Source organism: Enterococcus sp. DIV1316a (genome assembly GCF_050536915.1).
In the GTDB taxonomy this organism is placed as follows: Bacteria; Bacillota; Bacilli; order Lactobacillales; family Enterococcaceae; genus Enterococcus; species Enterococcus faecalis.
Genome location: NZ_CP172913.1, coordinates 2,623,183 through 2,638,151, shown reverse-complemented (window position 1 = coordinate 2,638,151; position 14,969 = coordinate 2,623,183). Strand labels below are relative to the sequence as shown.

Below are 14,969 nucleotides of genomic sequence, written 5' to 3'. Positions count from 1 at the left end.
ACCTTGGTATAATAGGAATCGTCGGAAAAGTCACTTAGCTGTAGCAAAATTTGAAATTTCAAGTCCGCCTTTTTTTGATAGAATGGAGAAAATTAAAAGCTGTACATAAACCAATACATAAAGAAAGAGAATAGCATGAATCAAAATGGTACATAGAAAGAAGGGACAACATGAAGAGAATTAACTGGCAACGCTTAGCAACCATTGGCTTGTGTAGTTCTTTAGTGATTAACGCCTTTTCTGGCGTGACCGCAGTTGCGGAAACAGTCACGAGTGAAAGTAGTCCGACAGTAGCAAGTAGCACAACGCAAGAAAGTACGGAAAGCAGTCAAGAAACGACTGAAACGAGTCGGGAAGAAGTAACACAGGAAACAGAGAAACAAGCAGAAATACCAGAGGTGAAAACTGAAACAACAGAATCGGTACCAGAAAATAGTAGTGAAAATGACCGACAAAAGAGTATTTCGCCACGTTGGGTGCCGAATGATCAAGTGATTTATCCGAGAATGATTTTTGGCTTTACTGATGAAACAGGAAAAGCTTTTGCTGATGAAAACTTAACGTTATCAGGGACGTATTATAAATTAGCTCGCCACACGGCAACTAGTCAGTGGCGACCATACGCTGATAGATATCCAATTGTTTCTTCTAATGCAGGCGGTGGCCAATATCGAGTAGCTGTCAATGCAACGATTCCTATGCCGTACGATTTTCTCACAAATTTACCAGCAGGTTACACTCATAATTTGTACGCAATTGAACAATTAAAGATTGATAACACATTAAAGTATGTCGACAGTATTGTTGCCCCGCCTGGTAGTATAAACATGACCAGATACAGTGAGCAACAAACATCTGAAGCAGCTCAATTTGGTAATTATGTTAAACAGAATTTGACTCAGAGGGATAGAATATTTTCTAAAAATAGTGCAAATATCTTTTCTCTAAATTCATTAGCTTTGGCTCCAGAAATTACTGACGTATTAACGATGCTTCGCACAGATTCTGTAGAACGTGGGCCAATATTAGTAGGTTTTGATGGCACTACCACGTACCGAGAAACACTTAATTACGTAGTCACTCGGAAACAAGTCACCGAAAAGTTCGTAGATACTAACGGCGTAGCCATTACACCGCCAACAGGTTTTACCCAAAACAAGAAAACACCAATGACCAGCAATGACTTCACCTTCAAACAAGCTAGTACTTTGCCAGACACCTATCAAGCAGACGGCAAAACCTACAAATTCAAAGGCTGGTACAAAGGCAAAACCAAGCCAAATACCTTGACCACTACCAAAGCGCCAAGCTATGCGGTGACCTATGATGGGAATGACGATTTGACGGTGGTGTATGAGGAAGAGGCAGTCACAACGTTGTATCCATCATTAGATGTAAACTTTGTAGACGAAAAAGGGGTTGGCTTCACGCCAGCGTTAACTTTTAGCGGCAAATATCGTGTGCAAAGAACGAGTGATAGGCTTTATACAGATTTGTACGATTTAACCTCCAAAAGCAAAGGTAGCGGACAATACACACTAAGTCTTAACAATGGTACGATGCCATTATCACCAGAGCTATTGCGAGTTTATGGGAATGACAAACCAATTAATGGTACGAACAGACTTAATTTTTCTCTAGATAAACTAGCGATCAATCAACAATTAAAATATGTCAATAGTATTGAATTAGATACGGTGAAAAGTGTTATGAAAATGTATGGCTATAACTATACCAGTGGTAGCGCCACAATTATAGATCCTAATCAAGTGCCAACAGAATATAACCTGAGTGCTGGAAATATCGCCTTATTAGGCTTTGATACAGATGGGGTATATTTTTCAAAGGAAAGTAGTGGAGTATTCAATACATTGATGGGTTATGCGAGTGACGGAGGTAAGCCTCTAATTACCATGAATCTTTTTAGTGGAAATCCAGTAAATGCATCCAAATTAGTCTACACAGTCACCCGTAAACAAGTCACCGAAAACTTCGTGGACACCAACGGCACTAAAATCACGCCGCCAACAGGCTTCACGCAGGGGAACCAGATTCCCATGACGAGCAATACCTTCAAGTACACGAGCGCAAGAGCCTTACCAGCTAGTTATACAACAGGTGGTAAAACTTACATTTTCCAAGGCTGGTACAAAGGTAAAACCAAGCCCAGTACCTTAACAACCAGCACTACGCCAACATACAATACAACCTTTGATGGCAATGACGATATGACGGCAGTCTACAAAGAAGCAAACATCAGCGCTAACTTAACGATGCGTGGTGCAGTCGATGTCATTGACAATGGCGCAACCATGGAATATTGGGAAGTGCTCTTAAAAAATACTGGAGAAGCACCTTTAACTTCAGTTAAGATTAAACCAACCACTGACTGGGCGACTGGAATTAGTACGCCCACGGAACTGTTTATTTTAGGTACTGGTCAAAATACGAAAGTTCGACCAATCACGAAAGAGCAGTGGGAAGCAGGTTTTGAGATTCCTTTAGACAGTAGTCTTCCTGTGGGCGGTCAACTAACGATTAATCTCCTAGGAACAAAAGTTACTGGACAACCAAACCAAGTGCTAAAAGCCGCTGTGGAAGTCACAGGGAACTTCAACAAACTGACTGCCTCAGATACGGTCCGGATTAAAGATTTAGATCAAGAAACAAAGGAACCAACTGGGGAAGGCTTCATCAGTGTTCCAACCTTCAATTTTGGTCAGGTTGGGGTAGCGGGAAGCACGCAACAGCATGGCTTGAAAAAAGCCGCTGATTACTATGGCAACGGCACACGCAATCCCTATCTGCGGATCAAGAAAACCCAACCGAATTGGAGCTTAACGGCGCAGCTGTCACAACCGAAATCAGCGACAGACAGCTTGCCGACAACGACCCGCTTGTTGCTAGGAACGGCCGCTGCTGCCAGCTTTACCGATTACAACCAACCAACAGAAACCAAGACACCGCTTGGCAAGACTGGCACCGTGAATTTAACCGCCGACAATACCGCAACAGCGGTGGTCGCTAACCAACAGTTCACAGGTAGTGACGTTTATCAGTTGGACTTCACGTTTGCTAACATCAAACTAGAAGTGCCCGCCAATCAAGGCATGGTTGGCCAACAATACCAAGCCGCCGTTACGTGGAATTTGGTGACTGGTCCCTAACAACCTTCGGGATTATGTGGCGGACTCCTTTTATAAATAGTAAAAATATCATGAGAAAAGCTCAAAATGTTAGTATTTGATACTAATATTTTGAGCTTTTGTTTATGAAAATTAAGGAATTTGGCTGAGAATCAGTAGCAAAATGGCAGATTCTCTTGATTATCAAGCACTTTTTCGATGAAAAAGTGCTCTTCTGCCTTGGTATAATAGGAATCATTGGAAAAGGCACTTAGCTGTAGCAAAATTTAAAATTTCAAGGTCGCCTTTTTTTGATAGAATAATGGAGAAAATTAAAAGGTTTACATATAACAATTAACAATAAAACCAATACATAAAAAGGAGAATAGCATGAATCAAAAATGGCAAAAGTTACTTACAACCGCCTTGTGTTGTTCCTTATTGATAAGTTCACTCAATGGCATCTCAGTACTCGCCGAAACAATAGTTGTTGAAAATGAAACAACCACTGAAACGGGAGAAACAACGGCAAGTGAGGATACCGCTACAAGCGACTCATCGTTAAACGCTAGTCAAGAAAATGAAACAGCCAACACAGTTGCTTCATCAGAAACAACCACAGAACCAGAGACATCAGAATTACCTCAAAAGATGATAGAAGAGCCGCAACTACCATCGGCAGAGGACCAGACTGAAGCAACAGCCGATACAACGACAGCGGCTGTTGAAGCGACTCAGGAGGAGCCGACAAAGCGAGAAAATCGTGCAGTTAAAACGGCTGATATTCCTGAGAAAACCTATAAAATGGCCTTTATTGATGAAAATGGGTTGTTTATTGATCCTGCTAAAGTGACGTTCACAGCCGATGTCACGAAAGTAGAAAGAAAATCAGGTACTCAGACAAAGGTGGGAACCATTACAACTAGTAATCTAGGGAATTTCAAGATGTTGACGGTGCCGAAAGTTACACTTCCTGATGATGACGCCACAGAGGACTACGGTTTTTCGGGACTAACCAATCACAAAATTACGTTGCCAGGGCAATATACTGCCCCCAAGACAACGCCTAATAATTTTTATAAAGGACCAGACACGACAACCTTTCCTTTGGCTGTTTCCCGTCAAGTAACTATAGCTACTGGCAAGGATTATAGTACATACACAACAGGGGAACGTTTTAATATGTTTACTACGTCAACGCCTAAGCAATTTAATTTGCGAACATATTCTTGGGTCCCTGATCCTCAAAAAGTCCAATTTTCTGCTGCTTACAATATGGCCACGACTGCAGGTGAAAATAATTATTTAATAACCGATGATACGATTTATTATTATGTACCCAATAGACGAGTTAGTATTTATTATAATGACATGACATCGACAGTTTTGCCAACCTATCCGACAGGCTATAATGCAGCCCTTTCGAAAACGGTGGTTGAGTCAGACAATTTTCACTATAAAGCCCCAAAAGCATTTCCAAAAACCTATTCTTCTGGGAATCGTCACTTCCAGTTTAAAGGGTGGTATAAAGGATCCGCTCGACCAGATCCTAAAGCCGTTAAGTTGGAAACCACATTGACACCAGAATTTGATGTTACTTACGATGGTAAAGACAATGTGTATGTTTTTTATGAGGAATTAGAAGAAAAGACAACGACAATCCCGGAAATCACTTATAGCTTTGGGTTTGTAGATGAAAAAGGCGCATTAATAGCGCCAGCGAATTTCGGGATGCAGACTAATTTAACATCGATCATGAACGGAATAGCGAAACAAGTAGGAACAGCAACAGGTGTTAATAGTGGGAATCTGAAAAAATTAACCATTCCTAGTCAACAATTAACCTACACGAAAACGATAAATCCTGCCTTTTATGGTAGTACTAATTTTCGCTTAACAATCCCTAAACAATACAAACCACCAACAGTAACACCTGGGCCTCATTATACAGGCTCCAGTACAGCTTATCCTGTTGCAACAAAAAGAATGCGTTTTGTGGACAGTACGATAGCTGACATACGGGTGGAGACAGATGGCAAATATTATAGTTTATATCCTACAACGACAGCCAATCAGTATCGACTGTACTACACTTCTTGGATAGAGGATACGACCAAAACGAGATTTGATTCTATTTTGACTAGTACAAATACAGAAGTAAGTGTGCCAAATTACTATACAACCGATGATACGATGTATTATTTCTTAGAAAATCGGCGCATCACTGAAAATTTTGTAGATGAGAATGGTACGAAGATTACAGCACCGACAGGATTTACTCAGGGAAAGCAAACAGTCATTGACAGCGACACCTACCATTTTAAATTGGCGCAAGAATTACCTTATAGTTACTACGCGAATGACAAAGCCTATCGTTTTAAAGGCTGGTATAAAGGGAAAACGCAACCTCAAAATTTACAAACCACACGAGTGCCGGAATATGATGCCTCCTATGATGATAATGATGATTTAACAATTATATATGAAGAAATTAAATATGGCGGCAATACCGTGCAGTTTGGGTTTGTTGGAGAAAGTGGGCAATTACTCAATCCTGCTGACTTTAAAGTCACCACAGAGGTAGTTCAGATTATCGATGGCGTTAGCACGGTTTTAGATAATATTTCGGCAACGGATCAAACAGGAAACTTAAAAGCCATGACAATTCCACAAAAACAGTACACGTTGACGAATAGCTCGAACTTTTATGGTACAAGGAACTCGTTTATTGAGATTCCTAAATACTATAAGAACCTTTCGTTTCAAAAACCTTCTGGGTATCAAGGACAAGAGTATCCGTTAGCAGGACGAGTAGAAAGGACTTTTGCTGGTAATCCTTATACAGAAGGCGCAAATCCTGTATATTTCACAGTAACGAAGAGTCAGAACCAACGTTATAAACTCCGTGAAATATACTGGGATGATAATCCTGAAAACCTTTTCTCAAGTTTATATAAAACAACACTTATAAGAAATGATAATTCGTTAGCTGGCGTGGAAATGTTTCCTGAAAGCACGTTATATTACTATCTTGTTAATCGCCGTGTAACTGAAAATTTTGTAGATGCATCTGGAACGAAAATTACGCCGCCAACTGGGTTCACACAAGGGAAACAAACAATCATTGATAAGGATAATTTTACATTTACTCAGGCAGGTACGTTGCCTTTTATGTACAAAGTCAATAATCGGCCTTATGTCTTAAAAGGCTGGTATAAAGGCAAAGAAAAACCAGACAAACTAAATGAAATCACCAGAACAAATCGAAATATTAGTTATCCAGTGACTTATGATGACCAAGATGATATCACTATAGTATATGATGAATTTAAGACGGAAGACAAAACGATTAATTTTGGTTTTATCAATGAGACGGGTGACTATGTAGCACCAAGTAATTTCAATATCCGCACAGATATGTCTCAGGTAGTGGGTGGTTTACAAAGCAAGTTGCAAACTATTACCGCGTTACCAACTGGTGATTTTCTACAGTTAAAGCTTCCAGCTGTCAATATTGTGGGAAGTTTTACGTCGGATGAAGAGCTTTATGGAACACGTAATAGCATCGTGACAATTCCTAAGTATTATAAAACGCCGACTATAACCCCGTCGAGTAAATATAATGGTCCGAATTATTCTGGGGTTACGGGAATAATTGCGTATCATAATACGAAAAATAGTGCAGAATTTACTGAAAATCGTTTACAAGTGACACCAATTTCGGGGTCTCAAACGGATTACCGGTTTCCTGAAGTAGGGTGGCAAGGGGAACCCACTCGAACAACCTTCTCTTCTCTTTATAAAATGGATTATAATAGTACAGTGAGCGGGGTGACTGCTCACACAGAAATATACGCAACAGGGACAGTAAATTACTATTTAGAAAATCGGCGCATCACTGAAAACTTTGTAGATGAGAATGGTACGAAGATTACAGCACCGACAGGATTTACGCAAGGAAATCAGCTGGTAATGAACAGTGAAACGTATAAATATACCGCTGCAAAAGCGTTGCCGAAAACCTACCAAGTCGGAGAAAAAACCTATGTATTCAAAGGCTGGTACAAGGGGAAAGAAACAACAACACCTTTAAAAACAACAACAACACCAAGCTTTACTCCAACATTTGATGAGAATGACGACATGACCGCTGTATATCAAGAAGCGGTTCCTACAGCAGAATTAACGGTAAAAGGTTCCGCTGACATAGTCGAAAATGGCGCGACAATGGATCACTGGGAAGTGCTGTTAAAAAATACGGGAGAAGCCCCGTTGACGACCATTAAAATCAAACCAACGGCGACATGGGCCGCTGGCATCAGCCCGCCCAATACTATTTTTGTGTTAGGTACAGGGCAGAATGCTAAGGCCTATCCAGTTACGAAAGAACAGTGGGCAGCAGGTTTTTCTCTGCCATTAAATACGCCCTTACCAGCAGGCGGACAGTTACAAATGAACTTATTAGGAACCGCCGTTACAGGAAATCCTGGTCAAGTTTTAACCGCTGAAGTTGAAGTAACGGGCAACTTTGGCAGCTTAATCGCCAAAGATACGGTCCGTATTAAAGACCTAGACCAAGAAATAACTAATCCTGACGGCGACGGCTTCATTAGTACGCCAACATTTGATTTTGGCAAATTAGCGATTTCAGGAAGTAAGCAACAATATGGTTTGAAAAAAGCCGCTGATTACTACGACAACGGCACACGAAATCCCTATTTACGCCTGAATACTAGCCAAGACAACTGGAGCTTAACGGCGCAACTGTCGCAACCAAAATCAGCCACAGACAGCCTGCCGACAACGACCCGCTTGTTGCTAGGAACGGCCGCTGCTGCCAGCTTTACCGATTACAACCAATCAACAGAAACCAAGACACCGCTTGGCAAGACTGGTACCGTGAATTTAACCGCCGACAATACCGCAACAGCGGTGGTCGCGAACCAACAGTTCACAGGTAGTGACGTCTATCAGTTGGACTTCACGTTTGCTAACATCAAACTAGAAGTGCCCGCCAATCAAGGCATGTCTGGCCAACAATACCAAGCCGCCGTCACTTGGAATTTAGTGACTGGCCCATAAAAATAAAAATGCCCGAGCCTCTTATTTTTCTAAGGCTCGGGCATTTTTATTGATGGTCTTTTGATGGTCGTTGTGCTACAATGGTAATGAAAAGAGAGGTATGCGCCAACATATCTCTCTAGTGTAGAGCCGTTTCAGACGGTAGCGATTTTTAGTGATTTATAAAAAATAACCGTGCTCGCTAAAGTTGACGGTTATTTTTTATTGTTTTCTTTTACAGCCTCTAGGATTCCGAAGATTAACGTTGCGATAAAAGAACCGAAACTAATCATCAGAGCTAAAGCTTCTGCGATAGACAAAAGGCCTCTCCTTTCATAGATTTTAGTACTTACATTCATAAGCACCACCACCTTTCAGATTGGATAGCCGCCGCCATAACTTCTCTACACTTAGATTATACCATGTAAAACAAAAAAATAATTAGTTTCCAATATATTTTTTTAGGTAATTGTGCTATAATGGTAATGAAAAGAGAGCTATGCTGTAACATACCTCTCTGATGTAGAGCCGTTTAAGACGGTGACCTTTTTGATTATTTAAAAATAACCGTACTGGTCAAAGTAGACGGTTATTTTTTCTTGTCATTTTTAAGCAATTTCACAATCAGTGCAATCAAAGCAATGGTAAACATACCAAACCCTAGGATCGTCTGAATTGTTTCATATGTTGTACAGTAAACGATATTTTTATTCGTATTTTTCAGAGAAATATGCTACAATAGAGACGAAAAGAGAGGTATGCTCTAACATACCTCTCTAGTGTAGAGCCGTTTAAGACGGTGACCTTTTTAGTTACAAAAAATAACCGTACTCAGTCAAAGTAGACGGTTATTTTTTCTTGTCATTTTTAAGCAATTTCACAATCAGCGCAATCAAAGCAATGGTAAACATACCAAACCCAAGAATTGTCTGAATTGTTTCATATGCTGACAAAAGGCCTCTCCTTTCATAGATTTTAGTACTTACATTCATAAGCACCACCACCGAAAGGGAAAGTCTCTGCTCCTACGCTTCTCACTTTGTTGCGATTCTCGTCGCAAAGCGCATGTTCCTGTGCGCTTGCCGCCGCCATAACTTCTCTACGCTTAGAGTATACTATGTAAAACAAAAAATAATTAGTTTCCAATATATTTTTTAGGCAATTGTACTATAATGGTAATGAAAAGAGAGCTATGCGCTAATATACCTCTCTGATGTAGAGCCGTTACTAACGGTGACAAAAATTAATATTTTTGAAATGACCGTCTAACTAGCCAAAGTAAGCAGCGCCCCTTTCATTAAGGGGCGCTGCTTTTTAGTCGTTATTGCGATTGTTCAGTGTCTTTCGTAGAGAGGTTCATTTGTTCTTTGATAGCATTTTCGACACGTTGGCGTTCACTCTCTTCAACAAGTTGATAAGAAATACCTTCAATCCCTGTCACGCCATCGCCAGTGTAATCGTAGCCTTTTAATTGATCGGTTTCAATCGTTTTTAGTGCGGGGGTGTATTTTTTTAGCATTGCCATCATTTGGTCAAAGGATAAGTCGGTTTCGCCATGTTCGCCGATTACGTCCAGAATTTCTTGATATTTTAGCAAGCTGTTAAAAGAAAGTAGTTTGTTGGTTAATTCGATTAAAACTTCTCGTTGGCGGCGTTGACGACCATAGTCGCCTTCAGGGTCTTCGTAACGCATGCGCGCGTATTGTAAAGCTTCCCAGCCCCCTAAATGCTGTTTGCCTTTCGGATAATGAATCCCTTCAGCGTCAAAAGCAAAGGCGTTGTCAACAGTGACGCCGCCCACCGCATCGCCAAGGTCCTTCATAGCATCCATATCAATTGAAAAGTAATGATTGATTGGGATGTGCAAGACATTTTCAACCGTTTTAATTTGCATATCGGCACCACCGAAAACGTGGGCCGCATTGATTTTATTGTATTCGCCATTGGTGCCAGCCATTTCCACATAGTAGTCACGCGGGATGCTAGTGATGGTAGTTTTTTGTAATTGATTATTCACTGTAACCACCATTAAGGCGTTGGAGCGGTAATCGGTTTTGCGTTTTGAGTCATTCGCAATTCCCATAATTAAGAAACTAACCGGCTCACCTTTGGCTAAATCGGGACTCTTCGTGGAAGATTTTCTTGGTTTATACATGGTGTTCGCCGTTTTTTGCAAATTGCGATACATGCTGACGCCGTAAGCCGAAACAGAAAGTGTGCCTAAAAATAAAAGGGTTAAACTAAAGACCACGAATAAACTTTTTCTTTTACGAGAATGGCGGCGCCGGCGTTGTGTCGGTACTTCTGCATCCTCTGGTTCAGGTGCCGGCAAATAACGTTGAACAATTTGAAATGAAAAGTTGATCCAGCTATAACTTAGGAGCATCCCAGCGATGACATCACTAGGATAATGAACGCGTAAGATTAAACGACCTAACACAATCAAAACTAAATAAGTGAGTAAGAAAATTTTGATGCCTTTGGTTTTTTCGACATGAAGATAGGCCAAAATAATCAAAATCGTACAGACTAGTGCCATTGCTAATAATGAATGTCCGCTGGGAAAGCTAGCAGAGCTCCGGTCAGCTAAAGCGCCTAGGTTTGGTCGAGCCCGACCCACCACATGTTTAAAAACGCTCCCTAAGAAGCCGACAGCTAATAGGTTACTGACAGCCCAAAAGGCTAGGATTTTTTCTTTTTTGCGTAAAAGGTATACCATCAATAATAAGAAGAATAGCAGCATTGGTCCAATCGTGGCTGTTTTTGCTAACAGATTGACCGCTGTTAAAAGTGGGGCATTTAATTGCCATTTGATGTGATAGATAGCTTCGTCCATTTGTTGAAACCAATTTGGACTAGCCGCCACTAACAAAGTGAGGAAAGTAAAACCAAGCGTTGTTAGGGCATAAAGTGGAAATTTTTTATTCGATGTTTGCATGAGAATCCCTTTCTTTTTCCCTTGAAAGAGTAGACTAAGCCAGCATCGATTGTAAATAAGCGCTTGCGACTAAACAGGACACAGCAAGCCAATCGGTTCTCATCGTCTGAGCTTTAGCACTATCCAACGTAAAGATTTCTCTTAGCTATTTTTAGAAGAGCCTTAATTCGACCATTCCTGTTTTACACATTGGTGTCTTTCGACATTTCTGCGCAATAGCCTATGTTTGGATAGGAGCCTCACCTAACAAGGTTATTTTATCTAACGCTAGAAGTATAGAATTTATGCAGCGGTTCTCACAATGAAGTTTAAGAAAATTTATTGTTTTTTAAATAAATTTAAAGGTGTGGGGAAGTGAAGAAGTTAAAAAAACAGTACTTGAGCATTCTAAAAAAAGTGTACAAGGCTGTTCTCGGTTAACCGCTATAAATAGTTGGTGTTCAATAATGATAAATTAAAAAACAAACATTTTTTATAAGAGTGCTATAAGTTTTTCTCAGTAAAAAAGGCGGACAGTTGCTATTGAATTGCTAGTTCATTTAAAATAAATATGTCGACAATAATTGTGCACAAAGTTGATGGTCGCTATCGAAAAAGTAAAAATGATGTTGTGGAGATTTTACGTTTCAGTTGATTAAGATTACATGTTTTTTGAAGGGTTTTGCTTATAAGGGAGCGATATACATGAAAAAATGATGTTATTCATAATTGCAGTAGGCGCAACGATGATCAGTGTTTTTGCTTTAGGAGATGCACAGCAGAGTTATGCACACGGCTATGTTGATAGCCCAGTCAGTCGAGTCAAAAATGCGGAAGCAAACGGATTTGGATGGGGACCTGGTCAAGACAGCTCACAGCCAGAAATTATCACGACACCCCAAGGAATTGAAGCGCCAACTAAATTATTAGACACGGGTCAATTAAATGGAAGGTTGCCTTCAGCTGGATTAGCAAGCTATTCCAAACTAGATGAACAAACAGCCACTCGTTGGGTAAAAAGTAATATAACAACAGGAGAGAATAATTTTAAATGGGTGATGACGGCAAAACATAAGACCAATCGTTTTAGATACTATATGACGAAACCTGGATGGAATCCTAATGCACCATTAACGATGGACGAAATGGAACTGATTGGCATAGTAGGGCAACCAATCGGTCAAGATTTACCTCCTGGTCAAGGGTTTATGGTCAATGATACAGAAACACACAGAATAAATATTCCCGCTGATAGGAAAGGATACCATGTTATTTATGCCGTTTGGGATATCAATGACACGATTAATTCATTTTATCAAGCGATAGATGTTAATGTTCAATAATCAGGTATCAAGATAATGCGGCTGAAACAAAAGTGCTTAGCGCCAAGAACCAAGTAGGTTCTGTTCATCATCGAATCACTACGTTCTTCGTGATTCTCAACACTTGGAAGGATTAAGATATGCCGAACACTTGTGTGAGAAAGTCAATTTCGGCTTATTTCCGAAGGGGCTGCTTTTGTTCAGCTGATTATCTTCAGAAGTAGAAAGTGGGACATCAGTCAAAACGACTGATGTCCCACTTGATTTTTTCTAAACTTCCCCACTTATCCTCGACGCCATTCACCAATCTGGTCCAAACTAATTTCCCCAGAAGACAACGTTTTGGCCGTGCCATCAGGCAACTGAACAATCAATTCTCCATTTCCATTAATGGTTGTCGCAACGCCGCGGAAGTCTTGCCCGTTTTGGGTAAAAGCGACGTCTTTGCCAATCACAAAGGAGCGTTGTCGGTATTCTTCTAAAAAGTCTTTCGTTGAACGTTTGTCTAAAATTTGATAAAAATGATTCCAAATGTTGGCGACTAATTCATTTCGCGTCGCCGTCGGTTCACCATCTGGGAAAAGGGAAGTCACTTTCTGCCGAATGTCCTCAGGAAATTCGGTTTCTGTAATTGAAAAATTAATCCCCATGCCGATGATGACATTGGAAATTTGCCCTGTTTCCACATTGCTCATGGCTTCCGACAAAATCCCGCAAACTTTTTTGCCGTTTAAATAAAGATCATTGACCCATTTAATTTCTGTGTGAACGCCTGCCAGAGCATCCATTGCTCGAGCGACCGCTACGGCCATAATCACAGTATATTGAGCGATTTCTTCAAAATTTTGGTTCGGTTGAAGCACCATGCTCATGTAAATCCCTTTACCTGGCGTAGCGAAAAATGGTCGGCCGAACCTGCCCCGCGGCATTTCTTGCATGTCAGCAACAATCAATGTATTGTCGGGTGTCTGGTCTAAAATCGCCCGCTTAGCATCGGTCATGGTAGATTCAGATGTTTCTAGGACGGTAATTGTTAAAGGCGGTGTTTGTGGCCATAATGCCAACTGAATGCCTTCTGCAGAAAGGACATCTGATTTCTCAAGGCGATACCCCTTATTTTGCACGCTAGTAATTTGATAGCCATCTTTTTTCAATTCATTAATTGCTTTCCAAATAGCTGTGCGAGATAAGGACAGACGTTGTGCCATCTCTTCGCCCGAAAGGAATGCGGGCGTTTGTTTCATCAATAAAGTTAGGACTTGGCTTTTTGTCGACATATTTTTTCCTCCGATTCGTTATGCTTATTGTAGCGGAAAGGAAAAGGCTTGGTCAACTAGTGAAAAAATCCATCTTAGGATGGAGGAAAATGAAGCAGGCGTTTGCTATACTTATTTTATTGAGAAGGAGTGAGGGGAATGGAAAAGCAACAATATGTTTGTGAGAAATGTGGCAACATGCACTATGTGTCGGACCAATTTCAAGCAACAGGTGGGAACTTTGCGAAAATTTTTGATGTTCAAAATAAAAAATTTATTACAATTAGCTGTACCCAATGCGGCTACACCGAACTTTACCGCAGCCAAACAAGCGGCGGCATGAATGTCCTAGACTTTTTATTAGGTGGCGGTTAGTCAAAAACGAATGCATCTTTGCATTCGTTTTTTTTTTTTGTGAATAGAAGATAGGGGAAAATGCGTAATTATTTATTACGCATTATATAGTAAACTCAGTCACATTAAGTGTGATTTAAAATTCTTTCCATCATTGCAAAGGCATAGTATAATGAATCGAAGGGAGTGATTTCATGCTAACAACTAAATCAAGAAGACAAGGAAGCTCGGTCGTTTTAACTTTACCCACTGATAATGGTAAAAAACCAAAAGTCGACCAAGAATATATTGTGATGTATTCTGACGACGGTACAATTACATTAGTCCCTAAAATTCAGGATCCATTTAGTGAAGGCCCAGAAGGTGAGTATTATGAAAAAGATGAGTGGCATGATCTTGCACCTGAGGGGAGAGAACTTTTTTAATGAACGTTGAAAAGAAGTACATTCCCAAAAAAGGAGATATTGTATGGATTGATTTTGATCCTGCTGCAGGTAAAGAAATTCAGAAGAGACGCCCTGGTTTAGTCGTGTCAAGATATGAATTTAATCGGAAAACCATGTTTGCTGTGATTTGCCCGATTACTTCCACCATTAAAAATATTCCCACTCGATATACGTTGCCCGATGACATAGAAACCCAAGGACAAGTAGTGATCTCACAACTGAAATCTTTGGACTTCACTGAAAGAAAATTAAGTCAAATTGAGCATTTGCCATTAAAAGATATGGCGAAAATTGACCAAATAATTGAATATATTTTCTAGTTGTTGACAAAATGCGTAATTATTTATTACGCATTTTTTCATTAAAACCCTTTACAAAAAAACTCCTTTTTATGAAAAAGAAAACCTTAAAGAAACCCTTGACTTTTCTAGACAAAGGTAGTAGAATCTATAGAGCAAAAACTATCTGAAAGTGACGAAGCAGGAGCG

11 protein-coding genes and 1 riboswitch are annotated in these 14,969 nt (G+C 40.2%); of the genes, 6 read left to right on the top strand and 5 right to left on the bottom strand.

Translation table 11 applies throughout. The features are described from left to right. The first annotated feature begins 170 nt into the window (after window positions 1-170). Entirely contained in the window at window positions 171-3,167 is a 2,997-nt protein-coding gene (locus tag IGL56_RS12495; RefSeq protein WP_002354756.1) for a WxL domain-containing protein, read from the top strand. A 348-nt stretch (window positions 3,168-3,515) separates the two neighbouring features. Beyond that, a complete protein-coding gene (locus tag IGL56_RS12490) occupies window positions 3,516-8,207 on the top strand; it encodes a WxL domain-containing protein (RefSeq protein ID WP_010783624.1) in 4,692 nt (1,563 codons plus the stop codon). A 194-nt stretch (window positions 8,208-8,401) separates the two neighbouring features. On the opposite strand, the gene IGL56_RS12485 is transcribed toward IGL56_RS12490, so the two are convergent. The 4 genes from IGL56_RS12485 to IGL56_RS12470 form a co-directional block, all read right to left on the bottom strand. Further along, window positions 8,402-8,545, bottom strand: coding sequence for a putative holin-like toxin (locus IGL56_RS12485; RefSeq protein WP_002381035.1), 144 nt, complete (start codon window positions 8,543-8,545; stop codon window positions 8,402-8,404). A 230-nt stretch (window positions 8,546-8,775) separates the two neighbouring features. Then, on the bottom strand, window positions 8,776-8,889 hold the full coding sequence (locus IGL56_RS12480; RefSeq protein WP_154064723.1) for a putative holin-like toxin: 114 nt from the start codon (window positions 8,887-8,889) through the stop codon (window positions 8,776-8,778). 145 nt (window positions 8,890-9,034) lie between these two features. Then, on the bottom strand, window positions 9,035-9,178 hold the full coding sequence (pepG1, locus tag IGL56_RS12475) for a type I toxin-antitoxin system toxin PepG1 (RefSeq protein WP_002392818.1): 144 nt from the start codon (window positions 9,176-9,178) through the stop codon (window positions 9,035-9,037). A gap of 329 nt (window positions 9,179-9,507) precedes the next feature. Then, window positions 9,508-11,124 carry a phosphatase PAP2/LCP family protein gene (locus IGL56_RS12470; protein WP_002381036.1) on the bottom strand — a complete coding sequence of 539 codons (1,617 nt, stop codon included), beginning with the start codon at window positions 11,122-11,124 and terminating at the stop codon, window positions 9,508-9,510. Between the two features lie 91 nt (window positions 11,125-11,215). Beyond that, window positions 11,216-11,382: riboswitch (M-box (ykoK) riboswitch) on the bottom strand. Window positions 11,383-11,816: 434 nt separating this feature from the next. Here IGL56_RS12470 and IGL56_RS12465 point away from each other — a divergent pair. After that, entirely contained in the window at window positions 11,817-12,446 is a 630-nt protein-coding gene (locus IGL56_RS12465) for a lytic polysaccharide monooxygenase (RefSeq protein ID WP_002354763.1), read from the top strand. Window positions 12,447-12,709: 263 nt separating this feature from the next. Here the strand turns inward: IGL56_RS12465 and IGL56_RS12460 are convergent, their stop codons facing one another. Continuing rightward, window positions 12,710-13,702, bottom strand: coding sequence for a biotin--[acetyl-CoA-carboxylase] ligase (locus tag IGL56_RS12460; protein ID WP_002354765.1), 993 nt, complete (start codon window positions 13,700-13,702; stop codon window positions 12,710-12,712). A 138-nt stretch (window positions 13,703-13,840) separates the two neighbouring features. Between IGL56_RS12460 and IGL56_RS12455 the strand changes: the two genes are divergently transcribed. The 3 genes from IGL56_RS12455 to IGL56_RS12445 all read left to right on the top strand — a co-directional run bounded on the left by IGL56_RS12455 (window position 13,841) and on the right by IGL56_RS12445 (window position 14,801). Further along, on the top strand, window positions 13,841-14,056 hold the full coding sequence (locus tag IGL56_RS12455; RefSeq protein WP_002354768.1) for a zinc ribbon domain-containing protein: 216 nt from the start codon (window positions 13,841-13,843) through the stop codon (window positions 14,054-14,056). 173 nt (window positions 14,057-14,229) lie between these two features. Further along, the gene (gene mazE / locus IGL56_RS12450) at window positions 14,230-14,460 is read left to right on the top strand and encodes a type II toxin-antitoxin system PemI/MazE family antitoxin (RefSeq protein ID WP_002354773.1); all 231 of its coding nucleotides are present in this window, start codon (window positions 14,230-14,232) and stop codon (window positions 14,458-14,460) included. Then, window positions 14,460-14,801: a type II toxin-antitoxin system PemK/MazF family toxin gene (locus IGL56_RS12445; protein ID WP_002354774.1), complete on the top strand. Its 342-nt coding sequence runs from the start codon at window positions 14,460-14,462 to the stop codon at window positions 14,799-14,801. Before mazE ends, IGL56_RS12445 begins: the two co-directional genes overlap by 1 nt. The last annotated feature ends 168 nt before the right edge of the window (window positions 14,802-14,969 follow it).

Coding starts and splice junctions, on each gene's coding strand:
- IGL56_RS12495 (WP_002354756.1), top strand. CDS start 171: ATGAAGAGAATTAACTGGCAACGCTTAGCAACCATTGGCTTGTGTAGT.
- IGL56_RS12490 (WP_010783624.1), top strand. CDS start 3,516: ATGAATCAAAAATGGCAAAAGTTACTTACAACCGCCTTGTGTTGTTCC.
- IGL56_RS12485 (WP_002381035.1), bottom strand. CDS start 8,545: ATGAATGTAAGTACTAAAATCTATGAAAGGAGAGGCCTTTTGTCTATC.
- pepG1 (WP_002392818.1), bottom strand. CDS start 9,178: ATGAATGTAAGTACTAAAATCTATGAAAGGAGAGGCCTTTTGTCAGCA.
- IGL56_RS12470 (WP_002381036.1), bottom strand. CDS start 11,124: ATGCAAACATCGAATAAAAAATTTCCACTTTATGCCCTAACAACGCTT.
- IGL56_RS12465 (WP_002354763.1), top strand. CDS start 11,817: ATGATGTTATTCATAATTGCAGTAGGCGCAACGATGATCAGTGTTTTT.
- IGL56_RS12460 (WP_002354765.1), bottom strand. CDS start 13,702: ATGTCGACAAAAAGCCAAGTCCTAACTTTATTGATGAAACAAACGCCC.
- IGL56_RS12455 (WP_002354768.1), top strand. CDS start 13,841: ATGGAAAAGCAACAATATGTTTGTGAGAAATGTGGCAACATGCACTAT.
- mazE (WP_002354773.1), top strand. CDS start 14,230: ATGCTAACAACTAAATCAAGAAGACAAGGAAGCTCGGTCGTTTTAACT.
- IGL56_RS12445 (WP_002354774.1), top strand. CDS start 14,460: ATGAACGTTGAAAAGAAGTACATTCCCAAAAAAGGAGATATTGTATGG.